22 protein-coding genes and 3 pseudogenes are annotated in these 20228 nt (G+C 65.5%); 11 read left to right on the top strand and 14 right to left on the bottom strand.

From position 1 onward, the window contains the following. The first annotated feature begins 103 nt into the window (after positions 1-103). Positions 104-1483, top strand: a complete 1380-nt coding sequence (locus tag FA740_RS15865; protein WP_136857809.1) for an ISNCY family transposase — start codon at positions 104-106, stop codon at positions 1481-1483. A 76-nt stretch (positions 1484-1559) separates the two neighbouring features. Continuing rightward, the gene (locus FA740_RS15870) at positions 1560-1967 is read left to right on the top strand and encodes a GNAT family N-acetyltransferase (RefSeq protein WP_136857810.1); all 408 of its coding nucleotides are present in this window, start codon (positions 1560-1562) and stop codon (positions 1965-1967) included. A gap of 318 nt (positions 1968-2285) precedes the next feature. Here FA740_RS15870 and FA740_RS15875 read toward each other — a convergent pair whose 3' ends face one another. The 3 genes from FA740_RS15875 to FA740_RS15885 are packed head-to-tail and all read right to left on the bottom strand — an operon-like array spanning position 2286 to position 5279. Next, positions 2286-3047, bottom strand: a complete 762-nt coding sequence (locus FA740_RS15875; protein WP_042246922.1) for a sulfurtransferase — start codon at positions 3045-3047, stop codon at positions 2286-2288. Positions 3048-3093: 46 nt separating this feature from the next. Further along, positions 3094-4461, bottom strand: a complete 1368-nt coding sequence (gene chrA, locus FA740_RS15880) for a chromate efflux transporter (protein ID WP_136857811.1) — start codon at positions 4459-4461, stop codon at positions 3094-3096. Then, positions 4461-5279 (bottom strand): chromate resistance protein ChrB domain-containing protein, encoded by an 819-nt coding sequence (locus FA740_RS15885; RefSeq protein WP_042250001.1) that lies wholly within the window; start codon positions 5277-5279, stop codon positions 4461-4463. Before FA740_RS15885 ends, chrA begins: the two co-directional genes overlap by 1 nt. Before the next feature lie 211 nt (positions 5280-5490). Here FA740_RS15885 and FA740_RS15890 point away from each other — a divergent pair. The 3 genes and pseudogenes from FA740_RS15890 to FA740_RS19785 form a co-directional block, all read left to right on the top strand. Then, positions 5491-5796: pseudogene (locus FA740_RS15890) on the top strand (IS5/IS1182 family transposase); the annotation flags it as partial. 262 nt (positions 5797-6058) lie between these two features. Beyond that, positions 6059-7345 (top strand): MgtC/SapB family protein, encoded by a 1287-nt coding sequence (locus FA740_RS15895; RefSeq protein ID WP_042250000.1) that lies wholly within the window; start codon positions 6059-6061, stop codon positions 7343-7345. Positions 7346-7817: 472 nt separating this feature from the next. After that, positions 7818-7991 (top strand): hypothetical protein, encoded by a 174-nt coding sequence (locus FA740_RS19785; protein WP_169306332.1) that lies wholly within the window; start codon positions 7818-7820, stop codon positions 7989-7991. A 426-nt stretch (positions 7992-8417) separates the two neighbouring features. Here FA740_RS19785 and FA740_RS15905 read toward each other — a convergent pair whose 3' ends face one another. After that, positions 8418-8657 (bottom strand): hypothetical protein, encoded by a 240-nt coding sequence (locus tag FA740_RS15905; protein WP_042249998.1) that lies wholly within the window; start codon positions 8655-8657, stop codon positions 8418-8420. Between the two features lie 53 nt (positions 8658-8710). Between FA740_RS15905 and FA740_RS15910 the strand changes: the two are divergent. Continuing rightward, a pseudogene (locus FA740_RS15910) lies at positions 8711-8959 on the top strand (transposase); the annotation flags it as partial. On the opposite strand, the pseudogene istA reads toward FA740_RS15910, so the two are convergent. Next, positions 8896-9904: pseudogene (gene istA, locus FA740_RS15915) on the bottom strand (IS21 family transposase); the annotation flags it as partial. The pseudogenes FA740_RS15910 and istA sit on opposite strands and share 64 nt — an antisense overlap. A 308-nt stretch (positions 9905-10212) precedes the next feature. On the opposite strand from istA, the gene FA740_RS20165 reads away from it, so the two are divergent. From FA740_RS20165 to FA740_RS15930, 3 genes are read left to right on the top strand one after another with little or no spacing between them, the layout of a single operon-like run. Further along, complete coding sequence (locus FA740_RS20165) at positions 10213-10413, top strand: hypothetical protein (protein WP_231559036.1); 201 nt, start codon at positions 10213-10215, stop codon at positions 10411-10413. Further along, entirely contained in the window at positions 10410-10937 is a 528-nt protein-coding gene (locus tag FA740_RS15925; RefSeq protein ID WP_042249997.1) for an IS3 family transposase, read from the top strand. The genes FA740_RS20165 and FA740_RS15925 overlap by 4 nt, the downstream gene beginning before the upstream one ends. Before the next feature lie 30 nt (positions 10938-10967). Beyond that, positions 10968-11204, top strand: a complete 237-nt coding sequence (locus FA740_RS15930; protein WP_255351411.1) for an integrase core domain-containing protein — start codon at positions 10968-10970, stop codon at positions 11202-11204. A gap of 67 nt (positions 11205-11271) precedes the next feature. On the opposite strand, the gene FA740_RS15935 is transcribed toward FA740_RS15930, so the two are convergent. Beyond that, complete coding sequence (locus FA740_RS15935; RefSeq protein WP_052650133.1) at positions 11272-11823, bottom strand: universal stress protein; 552 nt, start codon at positions 11821-11823, stop codon at positions 11272-11274. A 259-nt stretch (positions 11824-12082) separates the two neighbouring features. Here FA740_RS15935 and FA740_RS19915 point away from each other — a divergent pair, with 259 nt between their 5' ends. Then, a complete protein-coding gene (locus FA740_RS19915; RefSeq protein WP_197054753.1) occupies positions 12083-12529 on the top strand; it encodes an SDR family NAD(P)-dependent oxidoreductase in 447 nt (148 codons plus the stop codon). After that, positions 12529-12705 carry an SDR family NAD(P)-dependent oxidoreductase gene (locus FA740_RS20370; protein WP_252930528.1) on the top strand — a complete coding sequence of 59 codons (177 nt, stop codon included), beginning with the start codon at positions 12529-12531 and terminating at the stop codon, positions 12703-12705. Before FA740_RS19915 ends, FA740_RS20370 begins: the two co-directional genes overlap by 1 nt. A 180-nt stretch (positions 12706-12885) precedes the next feature. Here FA740_RS20370 and FA740_RS15945 read toward each other — a convergent pair whose 3' ends face one another. The 8 genes from FA740_RS15945 to FA740_RS15980 are packed head-to-tail and all read right to left on the bottom strand — an operon-like array spanning position 12886 to position 19851. Next, positions 12886-14574 carry a complex I subunit 5 family protein gene (locus FA740_RS15945; protein WP_136857812.1) on the bottom strand — a complete coding sequence of 563 codons (1689 nt, stop codon included), beginning with the start codon at positions 14572-14574 and terminating at the stop codon, positions 12886-12888. Then, complete coding sequence (locus FA740_RS15950; RefSeq protein ID WP_197054752.1) at positions 14571-16049, bottom strand: proton-conducting transporter transmembrane domain-containing protein; 1479 nt, start codon at positions 16047-16049, stop codon at positions 14571-14573. Before FA740_RS15950 ends, FA740_RS15945 begins: the two co-directional genes overlap by 4 nt. Beyond that, complete coding sequence (locus FA740_RS15955; protein ID WP_136857813.1) at positions 16046-17521, bottom strand: complex I subunit 5 family protein; 1476 nt, start codon at positions 17519-17521, stop codon at positions 16046-16048. The genes FA740_RS15950 and FA740_RS15955 overlap by 4 nt, the downstream gene beginning before the upstream one ends. After that, complete coding sequence (locus FA740_RS15960; RefSeq protein ID WP_136857814.1) at positions 17518-17850, bottom strand: NADH-quinone oxidoreductase subunit K; 333 nt, start codon at positions 17848-17850, stop codon at positions 17518-17520. The genes FA740_RS15955 and FA740_RS15960 overlap by 4 nt, the downstream gene beginning before the upstream one ends. Before the next feature lies 1 nt (position 17851). Next, complete coding sequence (locus FA740_RS15965; RefSeq protein ID WP_136857815.1) at positions 17852-18814, bottom strand: hydrogenase subunit MbhD domain-containing protein; 963 nt, start codon at positions 18812-18814, stop codon at positions 17852-17854. Further along, a complete protein-coding gene (locus FA740_RS15970) occupies positions 18811-19107 on the bottom strand; it encodes a cation:proton antiporter (protein ID WP_042249993.1) in 297 nt (98 codons plus the stop codon). Before FA740_RS15970 ends, FA740_RS15965 begins: the two co-directional genes overlap by 4 nt. Further along, on the bottom strand, positions 19104-19385 hold the full coding sequence (locus tag FA740_RS15975) for an MrpF/PhaF family protein (protein ID WP_042249992.1): 282 nt from the start codon (positions 19383-19385) through the stop codon (positions 19104-19106). The genes FA740_RS15970 and FA740_RS15975 overlap by 4 nt, the downstream gene beginning before the upstream one ends. After that, positions 19378-19851 (bottom strand): Na+/H+ antiporter subunit E, encoded by a 474-nt coding sequence (locus FA740_RS15980; RefSeq protein ID WP_052650125.1) that lies wholly within the window; start codon positions 19849-19851, stop codon positions 19378-19380. The genes FA740_RS15975 and FA740_RS15980 overlap by 8 nt, the downstream gene beginning before the upstream one ends. Positions 19852-20228: the final 377 nt, after the last annotated feature.

The following is a 20228-nucleotide window of genomic DNA, read 5'->3' on the forward strand; positions in this document are numbered from 1 at the left end:
AAACCCAGATAGAATTGTCGCGAACTGGCAAAGTTGATTTGTCGCCTCTGCCCTGACGGATGACCCTTGGGCCATCCAGAAACGGGTCACGAGGAACAGCGATATGGGACTTGTTCTGATGAGTGAGCGAGAGCTGCAGAAGATCGAGGTTCTGGCGCAGGTGCTGGACGGAAGCCTGAGGACGGCCACGGCGGCGCGCGTGCTGGACCTGAGTCAGCGCCAGGTGCAGCGTCTGCTCCACAAGGTGCGCGACGAAGGCGCTGTGGCCGTGCGCCACAAGTTGCGTGGCCGCCCCTCGAACAACCGGATCAGCGCTCTGAAGCGCGATTACATCCTGTCGCTCATCCGCAGTGACTATCCCGACTTTGGCCCGACGCTGGCGGCCGAGAAGCTGGCCTGCGGGCATGGCATCCGGGTCTCGTCCGAGAGCCTGCGGACGTGGATGATGGCGGCGGGCCTGTGGCAGAACCGGACCCATCGGCGGCGGGTGCATCAGCCCTGCTTGCGGCGCGAGGCCCTGGGCGAGCTGATCCAGATCGACGGCTCCGAGCACCGCTGGTTTGAGGATCGTGGTCCCGCCTGTACGCTTCTGGTGTTCATTGACGATGCCACCGGTGCGCTCATGCATCTGCGCTTCGTGCGCTCGGAGTCGACCGAGAGCTATTTCGCGGCTCTTGCGGACTACCTGAAGGAGCACGGCCTGCCCGTCGCCTTCTATTCAGACAAGCACAGCGTCTTCCGGGTGAACAAGAAAGAGGCCCGGAGCGGGCACGGCATGACGCAGTTCGGCCGCGCGCTGAATGAGCTGAACATCGAGATCCTCTGCGCCAACAGCAGCCAGGCCAAGGGGCGTGTGGAGCGTGCCAACCGGACGCTGCAGGACCGGCTGGTCAAGGAATTGCGGCTGTCCGGGATCAGCGACATGAAGGCCGGAAACGCCTTCCTGCCGGGCTTCATCGATCGGCACAATCTGCGTTTTGCCCATCCCCCTGCCCGGCCCGGGAACCTGCACCGGCCGGTCAACCTGCCCGCGTCACGTCTGGCCGATATCCTCTGTGTTCGTGACCAGAGGCAGGTCGGCGCCAGCCTCGTGGTGCATTATGAGCGCCGGAAGTTCATCCTCGATGACAGCGAGCATGCGCGCAGCGCGATCGGCCGTTATGTCGAGACCTATAGCTATGCCGACCGGCCCTTCGAGATCCGCTGGAAGGGTGTCCTGCTGCCCTATCGGATCTTTGATCCCAGCCAGCAGCGCGTGACCCATACCGCGATCACCGAGAATAAACACCTTGGCGATATGCTGGCCTACATCAAGGCGCAGCAGGAGGCCAATCCGCCTCAGATCGGCCCGGTCGGCAAACAGCGCACCCGCTACACCCCGAGCGGCAAACCGCCCCGAGGCCGCAAGAGCTGGCTCGATAAGCGCGCTGAGCGCCGTGCGTCCGAGGACCAGGCGGCAGCGCTGCCGCCGCCAGCTGAATGACGCGAAGAGCCCATAGCCGTCGGTCGCGATACGACTATGATGACGGTCGCGATGGTTGATTTTGGGATTAGATCTTATGAACATCGAGTATAGGCGAGAGGACATTTCAGCCACTGAGTTCACTGAAATCTTGTTGTCATCCGGCCTTGCCGAGCGCCGGCCAGTAGATGATCTCGAGCGCCTGCAAAGAATGCTTGAAGGGGCCTCGTTGATCATCACCGCCAGAGAGGCCAGCGAAGGCCGTCTCGTAGGCGTTGCCAGGTCACTGACCGATTGGGCTTATGCCTGTTATCTGTCAGATTTGGCAGTTCACAAAGATTACCAAAGCCGAGGAATCGGCACTAAGCTCATAGCGCTTACCCGCGAAGCTGCCGGCGAAGAGAGTATGTGTCTCCTCGTCGCTTCCCCTGATGCAGCCGCGTTCTACCGACGGATCGGGATGCCGGGGACCGATCGAGCGTTCCTATTCCCGCGTGCTCGGTGATCTCGGCAGGCTGACCGGCAGGAAAGTCCCGCATAGCTGCCTCTCGCGCAACTTTGCTTCCGCCGCCGACCCCGTCCCTACGGCCCTTTATGGAGAGAGCGGGCCGGGGTCGGCTCAGCCCTCGCCGCACGGGCAGCGACTTTTCTAAATAGCGGAACACGCGACATTTTAACTTGGTGACAACACAATATGGAGGGGAAGTGGGTTCATTGGATTGAGCGCCAAGTTATCCACATTTTCCGGGGATGCTTCTGGGGGCATCCAGAGATTAAGCAATGAGAACAACCTTGCTATGCTAAGAAATTCGCTGCGGTAGAGCTACTCTAAGGAGCAGCTTTCATCCGCAGCCCAGTCCCCGAAGCTGAGATAGTAGACCCTGATATCCTCCTGCCCCGCGGTGAGTGCGGCCAAGGCTGCCAGGGCTGCGCGTCCGCCGCCTTGACAGTGTGTGACGACAGGAACGCCGCGGCGGACCCCTGCATCAGCCATCATCTGCACTAATTCGGCTGCCGGTCGCAGATGCCGCCCGTCTAGCAAATCGCGATGATCGAGATGCGCGGCGCCGCGCAGATGGCCCCCACGCTTGTTCCCCTTCAGATCTTCGCCGCTGAACTCGGCAGCGGTCCGGGCATCAAAAATCTGGACGGATGGCAAGGCTGTCTTCAGCTCCTGCCGCCCGATGAGGCCGACTGCCCCCGCGCCCGGGCGAAGGTCGGGTGCGGAGGTGCCTGGCATCGCCTGCGCGGGAGGCGTCCCAAGGTCCGGCAGGCCCCCGTTCAGCACCGCGGCCGGAAGCCCGAAATACTGCAGGATGAACCAAACCCGGGCGGCCTCGGTCATGCTGCCGTCGTCCAGGACCACGGTCAGGGCATCCTGCGTCAGGCCCAATTGTGCAATCTGGTCCTGCCAATAGGCGAGGTCATCAAACCCCGTGTCGCTTTGCTTGGCCGTGGCAACCCAGATCCGGATCGGCACAACCGTCATGCCCGTGGGACGTTCCTCTGCTGTGGGGACGTAAAGCAGACGAAACAGACCCATATCGGCCAGCTGAGGCGCGGTGACGATGGGCGAATTGATCATAGGCTTATGTCCTTTTTCAGAATGCCCGTCAGCAGATCAGGCGTCATCAAGCGATCCCGGCAAGTCGCAGGGCCAGCCCGGCCAGCGCGCAGATCGCCAACACCGTAACCGCGCCCAGTTTGAAGCGGAACACCGCCACGATGGCGACGCTGACCAGCGCCAGTGCGGCCACGTCCAGCGTGGACCAAACCGGCCAGTCCAGGTCCAGCCCCATCGCGGTGACAGGGCGCAGCTGGCCGAACAGCACGTGCAGCCCGAACCACAGCGCCAAGTTCAGGATCACCCCCACCACCGCCGCTGTCACCGCCGTCAGCGCGGCGCTCAGCGCGTGATTGTCGCGCAGGTGTTCGATGAAGGGCGCGCCCAGGAAGATCCACAGGAAGCACGGCAGGAATGTGACCCAGGTGGTCAGCAGCCCGCCCAGGGTCGCGGCCAGCAGCGGCGGCAGGCTGCCCGCCTCGCGCAGCGCTCCCATGAAGCCCACGAACTGCGTCACCATGATCAACGGCCCCGGGGTGGTTTCGGCCATGCCCAGCCCGTCCAGCATTTCCCCGGGGGCCAGCCAGCCATAGGTCTCGACCGCCTGCTGGGCGACATAGGCCAGCACCGCATAGGCACCGCCAAAGGTCACCACCGCCATCACGCTGAAGAACCCGGCAATCTGAGAGAACACGTTCTGCGGCCCAAGCATTAGGAACAGCGCTGCCACTGGCAGCAACCAGAGCCCTAGGAACACGACCGAGATGCGGGCCGCCCACCCCGCGCTGACCCGTGTGTGATCGGGCGTGCCCTCTCCCAGCAAGGTATCGGCATCTTCGACCTGGGTGCCGCCCATCTTGCCGTGCCCACCGCCGCCTTGAAATGCGGCTAGCCCGGACCGCGCGCCCAGATATCCCGCGACCGCTGCGGTCAGGATGATGACCGGAAACGGCACCCCAAATGCGAAGATGGCAACAAAGGACGCAGCGGCGATGCCGATCATCGTAGGGTTCTTCAGGGCGCGCGACCCGATGCGGATGATCGCCTGCACGACGATGGCCAGCACTGCGGCCTTGAGCCCGAAGAACAGCCCTTCCAGCACGCCAGTATTGCCCCAGATCGCATAGATCCACGACAGACCCATAATCGCCACGACACCGGGCAGTACGAACAGCAACCCCGCGATGATACCGCCAAGTGTCCGGTGCATCAGCCAGCCGATATAGACGGCCAGCTGCATCGCCTCGGGGCCGGGCAGCAGCATACAGTAGTTCAGCGCGTGCAGGAACCGCCGCTCGCCCAGCCATTTTTGTTCCTCGACCAGCACGCGGTGCATCAAGGCGATCTGGCCTGCGGGACCGCCAAAGCTGAGCAGGCCAATGCGCGCCCAAATGCGGGTGGCCTCGGCAAGGGTAGGATAGGGACGGGTCGTCATCATTCTGCCCTCGACTTGTTGGTGGGCCAGTTATGGGTCTCGCCGGTCGCGTCACGCGCCCACCGATAGAGCGCGTCATAGACCAGCATTCCCGCCTCCAACTGCTCCAGATCGTCGGCATACATGCGCGACAGGCCAAGGGAGACGGCCAGCAGCCCCGCTGCTTCGGGTGCCAGGTCCAGCCGTGCCGTATCGGCAGCCCGCACGATCACGGCCAGTCGGTCCAGCGCCGGAACGGACAGGCCCAGTTCAGCCAGCATCACGTCGAAACTGCACAGATCGCCCCTATGGCTGAAAAAGACATCCTCGATGTCGAACGGCGCAGCCTCATGGCGCTCGGCCACACCCGAAACTTCGGCCGGCGCCACGAACAGGATTACCGCACGGGGATCGACGAACCGGCGGATCAGCCACGGGCAGGCGATCCGGTCGATCTTGGGTCGCGCGCGGGTGACCCAGACTGTGCGGCCCTGCCCGTCGCGCGGGGGCAAATGGTCCGTCCGAATCAAAGGCAAGCCTGCCTCTCGCCACGCGACAAAACCACCTTCCAGGTATTCGGCCGGGCGTCCTTCGGCGCGCAGCCACGCCGCAGCACCCTGACTGCGACGATGACCCGCTTGGCAGAGCACGAGGACAAGACCGGGCGGCAGCGGCGGCAGATCGGCCAGCGCACGGTCATCCGCGCGGATGGTCCCCGGCACCAGCCGCGGATCGGCAGCGAAGTCGGTATCGGACCGGACATCCAGAATGACCGGCGCGCGCGGCGTGCCGAAGATCCGGGCAAGTTTGTCGATGGAAATCGCATTGGGCGCAGGCATGGGCGTTCCTCCCGTGAAGGTTTCAATGGAACGCGAACTTCGGCTGACGCCTCGTGGGGCGGTCGCAGGCCCCATGCGCAAGGAAATAGATTGCGGGTGATGGCAAGGTCAAGAAGGTAGATCGACGTTACCTCGTGTGCAGCGATGCAGCCTCCGGGGCGTAGCACGTCCTTGCCGGTTGTTACGAAGTCCAACCGATGGATGGCGTCGCCGCGAGGCCACCGCGATCATCCCTATCCGGAAGAACGGCCGATGTTGGAAAGAGGACTGCCCTGCCGCGATCGCCCGAAACGAAACCCTGCGTGCCACCCGGCACTATGCCAGGGCGTTTTGGAAGCGATGGACGGGATACCACGTCCGAAGTCGGATCGAAGCGAAGATGCGGTGCCTCAAGGCCTTCGGTGAACGCATCGCGGCAAGAGACCCCGATCGCCAGACCGCCGAAATCCAGATCCGCGTCACACTGATGAACCGCTTCTCGGCCCTCGGAACGGCCGAAATCATTCGTGTGGACTGAGGCCAAAAGGGGAAGGGACAATCATGCCCCAGGCGTGAGTTACGCAACAACGCCCTCAGCGTCTGCCGGCTGACCCATCGTCAGGCCTATGCCGACATCTTCATGGTCGCCTGCGTCGGCCCGCTGCTGGCCCTGGTCGTGGTCGTCCTGGTCGCGGCCTGATATCGGCGTGGATGGTCTTGTGGCCGCAGGCGCAGTGAGGAATGGTCAAAGCGCGGCGCGCCCGATGGCCTGAGCCGAGTCGGAAGGGCGCAGTGATCGGATGATGGAAGAAGCAAGTCAGGCCCTGCTGCTGCTCGAGGCGCTCGGCATCGGTCTTCTGATCGGGATCGAGCGCGAGCGCAACGGGGGCGAGAACGGCGGTCCGGCCCCGATCGGGGTCAGGACCTTCTCGCTCGCCTCGCTGATTGGCGCACTCAGCCAGTATGCGGGCGGGCTGCCGTTGCTGGCGGTGGCGCTGGCCGCGGTGGGCGTCCTGCGGGCGGTCGCACATCTGTCGCAGCCGGACCGGCAGGCAGGAATGACCACCAGCCTCGCGCTGGTGCTGGTCGTGGTTCTGGGTGGGTTGTCGGTCGAGCATACGTTCCTTGCCGCCGCGTCGGGGGTGCTGGTCGTCACCCTGCTGGCGGCACGGTCGGCCCTGCGCGACTTCAGCCGCTCGGTCCTGAACGACTTCGAGATGCGCGACGGATTGATCCTTGGCGTCTCAGGTCTGATCATCCTGCCAGTGATCCCCGATACCGGCTTCGGGCCGGACGGTGCGATCAATGCGCGCGCCATCTTTGTCATCGTCATCCTGGTGATGGTCATCGGGGCGGTCAGTCACATCTGCACCCGGGTCTTCGGCGACCGGCTTGGCCTGCCACTTTCGGGGTTCCTGTCGGGTTTCGTGTCCTCGACGGCCACCGTGGTCGAGATGGGCCGCAAGGTCGACGCACCGGGTGATACGGCCGTCCGCTTCATCCAGCCAGCGGCGGCGGGGGCCACCTTGTCTTCGGTGTCGTCGCTGGTGCAGACCGGCATGGTGCTGGGCCTGGTCAGCCCGTCCCTGTTCGCCCTGGCATTGCCGGTGCTGGTGGTACCGACCGTGGTCGTGCTGATCTTCAGCGCCCTGCTGGTCTACCTGGCTACGCGAAAAGGGGGCGAGCCGGCGGGGATCGAATTGCCCTCGCGGATCTTTAGCGTCAAGGACGCGGTGAAGTTCGCTTTGACCGTGACAGCGGTCATCCTGATCTCTGCGATGCTGAACGATCGGTTTGGTACCGAGGCCGTACTGCTGTCAGCGGCCCTGGCCGGGTTGATCAGCACAAGTTCGGCTGCCGTCGCTCTAGCCTCACTGGTGGCTGCAGGCCAGATGCCGGCGGGTGAGGCCGTGATGCCCTTGGCGGCTGCCCTGACGGTCAATGCCATGGTACGACTTGTGCTTGCCCTCCGCTCACGATCGCCGGTATTTGGGCGGATTGTGGCACTGGGCCTGGTCCTGTCCGTCCTATCCGTCTGGATCGGCTGGCACTTCTCGGCGGTAATTAAGGTCTGGCTGAACGACTAAGCAGGCGCCTGTGGCGATACGGCAGCTTGGTCCTGGCTCCAGGCTTTCGCTTGGGGCGCCATGCTGGCGGCCTGCACAGGTCGCTGTGCGTCCCGGTTGGCGACTAATCTGCAATGCCCGTTTCAATGGTGATTCTCACACTGCACCCTGGTGGCCATCAGGATGTACACTGGCGACGGCGTATGGGGTGCGGTAGGCGGGGAAGGTGGCAGTCAGGGAAGCGAAGCCTCATTTCGGGCTGGACAGCTAAACTTGCAGGGCTCGAAGAATCTTTGGCAAAAAGAGATGCCAGCGCCAACTTGGCCCACGGGATACGAGCAGGCCGGTTAACGCGGCCTGCAGGATCCGTTGGGCATTGGCGCAAAATGTTGCGCTGAAATCTCCCGCCGGTGCGACGGAAGGTCCGGGTTGGCCACCAGCGGACCAGGCTGCCGATGACCGAAGCCCTTCTCATTAGGTCTCGATGACCTAGGTGCCGCGCAATTTCAGCGTGATGGTGACGGCGGCGGCGTCGCGGTTGCGCCAGAACCAGCCGTGCTCGCCGGCAAAGGGGGCCTCGATGCTGCCCTTACTTACCCGCAGCTTCTTCCCGTCCGCGGGCGTAGTTGATCGGCTGGCCTTTGTTCTGGGCTTGTTGGTTGTTTAACCTGACAGGCCTGATCGCCCCTGGAGCCATCCATCGGCTTCGGCTTTTCGCTGACCCGGACGTCCATCGGGCGCTTCATCAACCGCTCCGCGCGCGAGGCCGACCGGGGCGCGGTCTTTGCCGCACAACTCGCGTTTTCACACGCCTGCTGGCTGGTCACGTATCCACTGGCGGGTTGTATCGGCGCGGGCGCGGGCGCGGGGCTGTCGGTCGCGGCGCTGGTGCTGGCGGGGATCCGGGCGGCCAGTTTGGTGGCGGTGCTGCGCCTGTGGCCCGCCGATGACCTGACCGTGTTGCCGCATGTCCACCCGGACCTGCCGCCCGACCATCCGCATCTGGCCGAACACGGCCCCACCATGCCCATGCTGTCGTCATCGACGATCTGCACCGCCGCTGGCCCAAGGCGGCCTGAGCGGGGGACTGCGCCTAGCACTCCTCCGGGGCGCGGATGTGGCGGAACTGGTGCAGCTGCAGCAGGTCGTAGGTGATCTTGAGCCCGCCGCAGACGAGAAACGGTACGGCCAGCCATCCCGCCCCCATCATTGCCCCCGCGATCGAGGGACTGACCGCGGCGGCAAGGCTGCGTGGCACCGAGGTGAAGCTGGCGGCGGCCGTCCGTTCGCCCTCGGTCACGACGGCGATCACATAGGAGGACCGGGTGGGCACTGAACTGCGCCGGGTCTGCCGGAGACTCCAACTCTTGAGTAGGATGGAGCATGATGAGCAAGACGACGAACAAGTTTTCCCCTGAGGTCCGCGAGCGCGCAGTGCGGCTGGCTCTCGACACCGAGGGCCAGCATAAGTCGCGCTGGCAGGCGGTTATGTCGATCGCGGCGAAGATCGGCTACACCGCACAAACCCTGAACGAGTGGGTCAAGAAGGCCCAAATCGACAGCGGCAGGCGCGCCGGTATCCCGAGTGAGATTGCCGAGAATATGAAAGCGCTGGAACGCGAGACCCGCTTGCTCTGCTCGACAAAGCCGTCGAAGGTCGGCGGTGTCGGCATCAGCGCAGCCCGTTCCGCAGCCCAAGCCTCAGCGATCGTGCCCGGCAGCATGCCGTGCGGCAGGCGCGCCCACTGCTCGATGCAGCGTTCCTCGAGCCAGGCGTTCATCGCCGCCAGATCCGGAAAAGTCCGGCATCAGCTGAAGGATCTGGTGCCGGGCATCCTGCACGTTCTTCTCGACCTGCCCTTTCTCCCAGCCCGCTGCCGGGTTGCAGAACTCAGGCTCGAAGACGTAGTGGCTGGTCATCGCCAGGAACCGCGTGTTGACCCTCCGGACCTTGCCCCGGCCGACCCGGTCAACGGCGGTCTTCATGTTTTCGTAGATGCCCCGCCCTAGTACCCCGCCGAACACCCGGAACGCGTGCCAGTGAGCATCGAACAGCATCTCGTGCGTCTGCAGCAGATAGGCCCGCAGCAGGAATGCCCGGCTGTGAGACAGCTTGATGTGGGCAATCTGGAGCTTCGTGTTCTCGCCCGCGATCGTCGCCCAGTCCTCGCTCCAGTCGAACTGGAAGGCCTCCCCGGGCTGAAACACCAGCGGGACGAAGGTGCCGCGGCCGGCGCTCTGCTCCTCGCACTGGTGATCGGCCTTCCACTGCCGCGCGAAGGCCGCGACACGGTTGTGGGAACCGGTGTAGCCCAGAGCGACCAGCTCCTTGTGGAGATGCTTCAGCGTTCGCCGCTTCTTGCGCGACTTGCCAGCTTCCGTCTTCAGCCACGCCGACAGCTTGTCCGCGAACGGATCCAGCTTGCTCGGCCAATCCGGCGTCCGGAACGCCGGCTCCACCGTGCCTGCCCGAAGATACTTGCGGATGGTGTTCCGCGACAGCCCCGTCCGCCGCGCAATCTCCCGGATGGACAGCCGATCCCGCAGCCCCCAGCGTCGGATCACACTCAGTAGCGCCATGTCAATTACTCCGTTGTCCCCGCTTCCAAAGCCAGGGCGCGTTCAAACATAGGTCACTTCTCAGTGGAAATCTCCTGGCCACTGGAGTGAACTGCATGGGCTGGACCACAGCTGATACGCTGGACGGGCCTTGATTGGAGAAGGCCCATGACACCACGAGGTCCCTACCGCCGGCATTCCACGCCGTTCAAGCTGCGGCTTTGCCAAGACACCCGCACCGGCGCTCTTGGGCGGCGCGATGCGCAGCGCAGCCACAATCTTTCCGCCAACCTCATTCAGCTATGGCTTACGCAATATGACCGGGGGGTTTGAACGACGAGGAAGCCAAGGCCGGTGTCATTGCAGAGTATGAAGCTCGCATTGCCGCGCTCGAGCGGAAGATGGGTCAGCTCACGATGGAGCTGGATCTTGAAAAAACACCACGGATGTGGACCGCGGGCGGCAGCGAAAGATTCTTCGTGATCAGCGGCCCCTTGGCTGCTCCGTCAGACGGGGGTGCAAAGCCATGAACCTGCCGCGCAGCACCTACTACTACTACCGCTATGCCAGGACCCTCGAGCTGACAGACGGCGAACTCACCGCCATCATCGAAGATGTCCAGGATAAGCTACCCTGCTATGGCTATAGACGCGTGACTCACCAGCTTCGGCGCCGTGGTTTTGCAATCAATCACAAAAGGGTAGCACGGGGCATGCGAGTAGCGGGACTGGGCATCAAGCCCCGCAAGCGCTCTGTGCGTACGACTGACAGCCGGCATGACTCTCCAATCTTTCCCAACCTGTATCGCAACCTCATTCCCGATCGCCCTGACAGGGTCTGGGTCGCAGATTTCACCTACATCCGCGTCGTCACAGGCTTCTGCTATTTGGCCGCCATCCTGGATGCCTGTAGCCGCAAAGTCATAGGCTATGGATTGTCACAGCATCTGGATACGGAACTGGCACTCGCAGCTCTGCGCGCGGCCGTCATGACCAGAAAGCCTTCCAAGGGCTGCATTCATTATACGGATCGCGCCTGTCAGTACGCATCCTAAAGCTATTGGGACGCCCTCGCTGCTTCAGGCTTGCGCCGTTCGATGAGCAGCGACGGCAATCCTTATCATAACGCGCAGGCTCATAGCTTTATGAAGACCCAGAAGGTCGAGGAGGTCTATCGAGCCGGTTACGAGACTTTTGCCGATGTGGCAGTCCGCTTGCCGATCTTCATTGAGCAGATCTACAACACGAGAAGGCTTCACTCAGCCCTCGGCTACAGAACCCCAGAGGAATTCGAAACCCTGTTTGCCCAGAAAGCGGCTTAGTTCGAATGGTGCGATGTCGTCCACCCCATGGGGTTCACTCCAAACCCGGCTCAGTTCTCAGCGGAAATCAACACACGGCCAGCAGCACCGATACCTCGATCCGGTCGGACGGGACAGGGTCAAGGCGCGCGGCAAGGGCGCGCAGGCCGGCCTCGGGCGCGGTATCTGCGGCCGCAGCTGCATCGCCACCGGTCGCATGGACAAGACGGATGCGCGCGCTATCCAGAACCCCTAGCCACAGTGCGGTCTGGGCCGCGAGATCGGCGGGGTCCGACAGGTCGGAGGCGATGAGGACGCGCCGGTAGGGGCCCTGCGGCTGCTGTCGCACCGACAGCACGGGACGGGTGCTGCCGCGCAGCACCCGCTGGATCGTTGTCCCCAGAAGCCCCGCCAGAGGCCCGCGCGACCGCGACGCGCCAAGCACGATCAGATCGTGGTCGCCCGCCTCGGCGGCCGCAAGAATTTCGGTATGGGGTTCGCCCTTGCGGATCAGCATCTCGGGGCGCACGGCGTCGGCGGGTTGGCGGGCGTCGAGCCACTCGGTCATGACCGGTGGCTCGGTACCACCGTCGCCCAAGACCAGCGCGGCCGATACCTCGGGGTCCACGACATGCAGCATGCTGATCCGCTCGGCATGGCCGCGCTACAGCAACAATGCCCGGTCCAGCGCCGCCACCGACTGCCGGGCGAAATTGGTTGCCAGAAGAAGCGTCTCGATCATCTAGTGAGGGTTTGCGCTATTCGCCGCAAAGGCAAGCCTTTCCGGACGTCCAGGCGAAAACGCGGAAATCCGGCGCCTGCTTGATCCATGTCAGGCTTGGTCGATACCGGCTATGGCAGCATCGCGGCAACGCAAACCGGAACGAAAGTAATCGGACATGGCATTGCTGGCTGGAAAGGTCGCGCTGGTCTCCAGCGCTGCGGCGGGGATCGGGCGCGCGACGGCGCTGAAATTCGCCGCCGAAGGGGCAAGGGTCATGGTCTCGGATGTCGAGACCGGGGGCGGCGAGGAAACCGCGGCGCTGATCCGCGCCAGGGGCGGCGAGGCATGTTTCCTGCGCGCCGACGTGTCGGTTGCAGCCGATGTCCAGGCGCTGGTCGCCGCCACAGTCGCGGCCTATGGTCGGCTGGACTGTGCCTGCAATAACGCCAGCATCGAAGGCACGATCGCGCCCTTCATCGAGCAGACCGAGGCGAATTTCGACCGCATCATCGCGGTCAACCTGAAGGGCACCTTCCTGTGCCTGCAGGCCGAGATCACCCAGATGCTGGCCCAGGGCGGTGACGGGGGGCCATCGTCAATCTGTCCTCGGTCGCCGGGCTGATCGGCTTTCCGGGCCTTGCGTCCTATGTCGGAGCAAAGCACGGGGTGAACGGGCTGACCCGCAATGCAGCACTTGAATATGCCAAGTCGGGGATCCGGGTGAATTCGGTCTGCCCGGCCGGGATCGACACCCGGATGCTCGATTCGCTGGCCGAACAGGCGACGGGGGCAAGATGACCAGCCGCCAGATGATGGACGGGCTGCACCCGATGGGCCGCATCGGCGCTCCCGGCGAGGTGGCGGGCCTGATCGTCTAGCTCTGCTCGCCCGAGGCCGGGTTCATGACCGGCGCGGTGGTGCCGGTCGATGGCGGGTTCGTCGCACAGTGGTCCGCAGGGGTCGAAGCGCGGGGTCGCCTCAGATCAGGACGGAGGCCAGGATCGCACCGGTGACGGCCAGCAGCAGGATCGCAGCGGCGGCACCTTCGCGGAAGATGTCCTCGACGCGGTCCAAGTCCTCGGCGATGACCGTCTGCGGCTTCGGACGCGACCGGCGCAGGGACCGTGATCCGGCGCGCATGGCGGCCCGGGCGGCGACGGTCAGGGCTGCGGCCCGGCGCTGCACCGGGCCGAGGGCATCGCCTTCGGGCAGGGCGGGCGGTTTCAGCCCGACCGCGGCGGCCCCGGCGATCAGCAGCACCGCCAGGCCCAGCGGCCAGGCATCGGTGATCTGCGCGCGCAGATCCGTCGCCAGCGGGGACTTGTCGGCAAGATCGGCGTAGAGCAGCCAGGGCAGCCAGAGCGCCGCGCCCGCCAGCGCAAGGAACGCCAGCGCCATCAGGACCGGCGGGCGGCGGCGCGGTTTCGACCGTGGCAGAACCGCCAGATAGCGCGCCATCGCCAGCGCAGTGGTCAGCGCCGACAGCCCGATCAGCGTCGCGCCAAGGGCCCCGGCCGGGTCCTTCAGCGCCGACTTGACCAGCGCCCCGGCCAGCAGCGGGCCCCCGGCCAGCGACAGGCCCAGCACCGCCAGTACCGCCATGAGCCCCCAGCGCCAGGCCCGGCCGCAGGTCGGGGCCAGCCCGACGCCAAGAAACAGCGCCCCCTTGGCCAGCCCGTGATGCAGCGTGAAGAGTGCCAGCGCCGGCAGCAGCGTGGCGGGCGCGCTGCCTTGCGCCAGGGCATAGCCCAGCACGCCCATGACCAGCCCCATCTGGCTGACGGTCGAATAGGCCAGCACCGACTTCGCCCCAGCCTGCCCCAGCGCCAGCAGCGCCGCAAGGAACAGCCCAGTGAAGGCCAGAATCATCAGGACAGTTCCCGCCCCCAGTGCCGGCGTGCCCAGCGGCAGGAACGCCACAAGCCCGAAGATCCCGGCCTTGACGATGGCGCCCGAGAGCACCGCCGAGGCCGGCACCGGTGCCGCCGGATGCGCCACCGGCAGCCAGACATGCAAGGGCATTAGCCCGGCCTTGATCCCGAAGCCCGCGATCAGAAGCCCGAGTGCCGCAGGATGCGTCGAAGGCAGGGCTAGGGCGGCGCGCACCGCCTCGATCCCGATGGCTCCGCCCGCGCCGTAAGAGGCCAGCATCAGCCCGACCAGGATCGCCACCTCGCCCAGCACGGCCAGCACCAGATAGACGGTGCCCGCCCGCATCGACGCGGGCTTGCGGTCATGGATCACCAGCGGATAGGCCAGCAGCGAGACCAGCGCGAAAAAGACGTAGAAGCTGATGATGTCTGCGGCGATGAAGACGCCAAGATTGCCGGCCAGCACCAGGTTCCAGAACAGCGCGAAAGACGTGGGCCGGCCGTCGTGCCGCAGGTAGAAGGCCGCGTAGACCCCGGCCCAGAACCACAGCAGCGCCGCCCCGCCCAGAAACAGCGCACCGGTCCCGGTCAGTTCCAGCCCGCCGTCCAGCAGGATCCCCGGCAGCGCGACCGGGGTGTCGCGCGGGGTGATGACCGCGGCCGCCAACCCCGGTAGCGGGCCGAGCGGCAAGAGCGTCACCATGCGCGGGCCCCAGCCCGGCAAGAGGGAGAGGCTCGCTAGCAGCATCGGCCACAGGACAGCCAGCGGCAAGAGCAGCGACAGGTCGGCTGTCATCGCAGGTAGCCCCCCTCGGCGATCAGGGTGACCCAGGCCAGCGGGCTGAATGGCAGCGAGGCGAAGATGCCCGCCCCCAGCGACACCAGGGCAGTCACCGCTGCAGGCAGGATCAGCATCCGGTCGCGCGTGGTGGCCAGTTCGCGGATGGCGGGACGGTCCGCAGGGGGCGGCAACAGCCAGGCGCGATAGAGGAGCGGCAGGAAATAGGCGGCGTTCAACAGCGACGAGCCCGCCAGCACCGCCACCACCCAGGCCGCGTCCGATTGCAGCGCGCCGATCCCAAGATACCATTTCGAGATGAAGCCCGCGACCGGCGGCAGCCCGATCATGCCCAGCGCGCCGACCGAGAACGCCGCCATCGTCACCGGCATCAGGCGGCCCGCCCCGTCCAGATCGGCAATCGCCTTGATCCCCATGCGGTTCGCGAGCGCGCCGGCGCACATAAAGAGGGTGATCTTCATGATCCCCTGATGCACCAGATGCACCAGCCCGCCGATCACGGCATATGGCCCGATCAGGCTGGCGCCAAGGATGATGTAGCTGACCTGGCTCACCGTGGAATAGGCCAGCCGCTTCTTCAGATCGGTCTGCATCAAGGCGCGGACCGAGCCGTAAAGGATGGTGACCGAGGCCAGCGCCGCCAGCGGCAGGCCCAGCCCCAGGTCGGCCACGGTGCCGATGCCGTAGACATCATAGATCATCCGCACGATGCCGAAGGCTCCGGCCTTGACCACTGCGACGGCGTGCAGAAGCGCGCTGACCGGGGCGGGGGCGGCCATTGCCTCGGGAAGCCAGCCATGCAGGGGGAAGATCGCGGCCTTCACCCCCAGCCCGCCGATGCACAGGATGAAGATCAGCGTCAGGGTCAGCGCGGGGATGCCGGTCAGGTCCGGCGGCGCGGCGAACTCGATCGCCCCGACCAGCGACTGCAGCCACAGGATCCCGGCTAGGAAGGCAACGCTGCCCGCCAGCGTGTAGGAAAGGTAAATCCGCCCCGCGCGCAGCGACTTATCGTCGCCCTTATGCGCGACCAGCGGCCAGGTCGCCAGCGTCAGCAGTTCGTAAAACAGGAAGAAGGTGATCGCGGTGCCCGACATCGCCACGCCGGTCGCCGCCAGAACGCATAGATTGAAGAAGCCGAAGAACCGCGACAGGTTCGGCCCGCGGTCGAAATACGCGATGGCATAGATCGTGGTCATCAGCCACAAGAACACCGACAGAGTCACGAACAAGAGCGCAAGCTTGTCCAGCCGCAGCACAAGATCGTTGTCCGGTAGGAACTCGTAGCGCCATTCAAACACCAGACCGGCCTCAGTCGCGTTTAGCAGGTAGGCTACTACCAGCAGCTTGGTAAAGGCCACGCCGAGGTTGGCCGCGTTGCGCCAGGAGGACAGCCGCTCTGGCAAGGCAAAGCTGACCGCGGCGGCGACCAGCGGCAGGAACACCAAAAGCAGCGGCGCGAAGGTCATCATGGCGCGACCTCCGGTTGGATCACCGTGGGCGTGGCCCAGGGTACCTCAATGGCCGAGACGTCGACCAGCGCGGTGCCGGCAAATCCCATAACGATCGCCAGTCCCGCCAGCGCCAGCGGTGCCACGGCTTTCACTCCGCCGGTCACCGGGCCGCGCGACGCGGTATCAGGTCCCGCGCCAGCCAAAGGGGCAAAGCAGGCCGACAGCGCCCGAAAGAGATAGACCGCTGCCAGAAGGCCACCCACCACCAGCACTCCGGCATAAAGGAACGCGCCCTGCTCGATTGCTGCGCTTAGCAGCAGGAACTTGGCGGTGAACCCGCCCGAGGGCGGCAGCCCCATCAGGGACACCGCCGCAAGGCCGAAGGCGGTCACGGTCAGGGGCATAGCCTGCGCCAGTCCGCCCAGATCGGCGATCCGGTCACCGGCGGCAGCCTTCAGCATCAGCCCTGCCGCAAGGAACATTGCCGCCTTGGCCAGCATATGCGCCACGCCGTGCAGCGTCATCCCGGCCCAAGCGCTGGAAGGCTCGACCGCCCCGGCGACCAGCGGAAAGGCCAGGAACAGATAGCCGACCTGCGCCACCGTCGAATAGGCCACCAGCGGCTTCAGCCGGTCCTGCCGCATCGCCTGGATCGACCCGTAGATCACCGCCGCCGCACCCAGGCCACCCAGCACATGCAGGGCGGCAGAGCCGGTGATGGCCGGGAAAGCCTCGAACCACAGGCGCAACAGGATCACGAAGCCAAGCTTGACCGCAATCGCCGACAAAAGCGCGCTGGCCGGAGCGGGGGCGGCGGCGTGGGCGGGCGGCAGCCAGCCGTGCATGGGAAAGAGCGCAGCCTTGATCAGAAGCCCCGCCGTCATCAGCCCCAGCGCCATGACCGTCGCCAGATCGAGGCGCGCGACCTGTGCCAGCAGGGTCACGTCGACCGTGTTGTAATTCGCCACCAGAAGCGCCACGCCCAGAAGATAGGCCAGCGAGCCCAGCATCGCGATCATGAAATAGCGCAGCGCCGCCGCAAGCGACCCCATCGCGGCCAGCGCCACGGCTGCCAGGCTGACCATCTCCAGCGTGACGTAGAGGTTGAAAAGGTCGGTGGTCAGAAAACCCGCATTGGCCCCGGCCCACATCAGGTAGAGGAGTGGCCAGAATGTCTCGGCCGTGGCCGCGCCGCCATCATTGCCGCCCGGCGGATCGACCAGCGCATGCAGCCCGATGGCACCGATTACCAGTGCGCCCGCCAGTACCATCAGCCGCGCGACCCCGTCGGCGCGCAGAAGGATGCCCAGCGGCAGGTCCCAGTTGCCGACCAGCAGCGTTGTCCCCGGCGGCAGGAGCGCCAGCCACAGCGCCAGCCCCGCCATCACCGGTGCCGCCGCCAGGATCAGCCAGCGACCGCTGCCACGCAGCAAGAGCGCCGCCACCATGAAGCCAAGCGGCACCGCCACCAGAAGGCCAAGCAGGTTCATGCGTCCGGCTTTCCGGCTTTGCCCTGATCTGGGGACCGAGGTGCTTCGGCCAGCCGCACGATCATCGCCGCGCCAAAGGCGGTCAGTGCCACCGCAACGACGATGCCGGTGATCACTAGCGCCTGCGGCATCGGGTCAATGGCATCCGGCCCGCGGCCGAGACCGCCCAGGATCAGAAAGACGCCCGCTCCGACCACGTTGACCGCGAGAAGCTGACGCAAGGCATGTCGCCGGACGATGAAGGCGTAGAACCCGAGTGCGGTCAGGATTGCCCCCGTCACCGCGTAGATATGACCGGCGGAGACCGGTTCGGGTGCCAGGAGTTCCATCTCAGCCGTTTCCGCCCGCGTCCGGGACAGGGGAATCGGCCACCGGCGGCCCGGCCACCAGCAGTGCCAGCGTCACCCCGATCGACAGGAACAGCGTGTATTCGATGGTCACGATCAGCGCCTTAGCCAAGCCCTTGGGATAGATCAGGAATCCGCCCGCCGCGATGCCGCCCAGCCCGATCGCCAGAAAGACCAGCGGCCCCAGCACCAAGGCAGCGCGCAACAGCGGCCGGTCGCTGCGTGGCAGGCCGATGGCCCCGCCCATCGCCGCCAGCATCAGCCCGCCCGCAAGCACGGTTCCCGCCTGGAAGGCTCCGCCCGGCAGGTCGGACCCGGCCCAGACCAGATAGGCCGCCATCACCAGCGCCACGGGCAGCAGAACCCGCCCGGAGGCCCCGGCAACCTGATGCATCTGTCCGTCGGCCATGCGGGGTTCCGCCGGTCGGCCCGGCCAGGCCCGCGCAGGTGCCAGCGACCAGACCGCGACCAGCGCGCCCAGCAGGACGAAGCTTTCCAGAAGCGTGTCATAGGCGCGAAAAGCCAGCAGAACCCCGGTCACCCGGTTCTCGATGCCAAGCCCTGGCATCAGCGGTGCGACCACCCGGTCCAGCCCGCTTTCCGGGGTGATCGACAACACCGTGGCCGCCAGCAGCACGGAAAAGCTGGTGCAGGCCGCAAAGGCCCCGAGCCACAGCCAGGTCGGTGTGTCGCCGCTATGCACCGGATCGCCCAGCGCCAGGAGCCGCGCCCGCGCCAGGATCAGGAGGATGCCGGTGACACCGGCGCCGATGGCTATCTCGGCCAGGGCCACGTTCACCGCACCAAGGCTGAGCCAGGCAAGCCCCATCAGGTTGCCGAAGGCGATGAAGAAGGCGATCGCCGCCAGCGCGTCGCGCACGAACAGCGCGATACCCGCCGTGCCGAGGATCATCAGGCACAGGATGAGGTCGAAGGCACCGCTCATCTGCGGTCGGGCTCCTCGTTCTTGCGCACCCGCCGCGCCAGAAGCTGCGAGGTGGTGCCGGCTGCGATCACCGCAAGAAGCCAGACCAGCGCAAGCTTGGCCGCCACCGCGCCCGAACCCCAGTGGATCGCCGCCGCCAGCGCGACCAGCCCAAGACCGACGTTGTCGGCCTTGGTCAGCGCATGCAGCCGCGATGCCGTGTCGGGAAAGCGCAACAATCCCAGCGAGCCTGCGGCATAGAACCCAAGGCCCGTGCCAAGCAGCGCCAGCACCAAAAGTTCGGTCCAGATCATCCCCGGTCCTCCGCGTCAGGCTTCGGCGGCACGGCGGCCACCCGAACGAAAGCGGTGACCGCGACTGCCGCCAACAGCGTGCCGATCAGCGCCGCGTCGAGAAAGGCCGCATTTTCGCGCGCCGCACCAAGCACCACCGCGACGCCGATCACGCCGGTACCGGCCAGCTGGGCGGCCATGATCCGCTCGACCGGGCCGGGTCCGCGCCAGCAGCGCAGGAGTGCCGCAGCGACAGTCAGCAAAAGGAAGATAGCGGCGAGCGTGAACCAGTCAGCCATGCGGAGCCTCGGATGCGATGACCCGGGGACCAAATAGGCCGAGGATCCGTTGTTCCTGGGAGTGAAAATCTGCCGAGGCAAAGCTGGGCAGGTTCAGCACATGCAGCGCCATCGCGCCATCGCCGTCGCCGGGACCGGCCGCCAGCGTACCGGGCAGCATGCTGACAACCCCGCCCAGTAGCACATTAGCTTCGACCTGGCGGCTGGCCAGGGGCAATTCGACCCAGCCCGGCCCAACCGGAAGGCGCGGATCGAAGGCCCGGCGCGCCACGTCCAGACCGCCTAGCACGCTCTGCACCAGAAAGCGCGGCAGGAACACTGCCACGCGCCAGGCACCGACGCCCGGTCGGTCCGCCGGATAGAGCCGCAGGCTGAGCGCCGCCGCCACCACGACCGCGACGGCGCCATAGGGCAGTGCATCTGTAGCAGAACCTGTCAAGACGATCCAGAGCAGTGCCAGGATCATTGATCGGTTCAGGAACGAAACAGCATGCATCAAGAAACGATACCCCAAGTTAAGTTACAGCCACCAGCACACGAAAAGTTCGGCGGATGCAAGGTGTTAATCAAGCGGCGTCTCAGTTAGCAGGATAGACACGAGATGCGGCATAACCCGCACCCGATTGCAACCGTTCTACCAGCGCTATCGCGGAAATCTGGTGTGGGGATCAAAAGTCGAACAGTTCGCCCAGCATCGATTTACGCTTGCGGCGGCTCGGATCGTGTTCGTCATCATAGTCGGGGCGGTCATCATATCGATCGCCGTCGCGGCGGGCTCGGCTGTCGCGTTCGCGCTGCGGCGAACGACTGTCGCTGCGGGGTTCTGCGAGAACGGTAGCAGAC

Source organism: Paracoccus hibiscisoli (assembly GCF_005048265.1).
GTDB lineage: Bacteria > Pseudomonadota > Alphaproteobacteria > Rhodobacterales > Rhodobacteraceae > Paracoccus > Paracoccus hibiscisoli.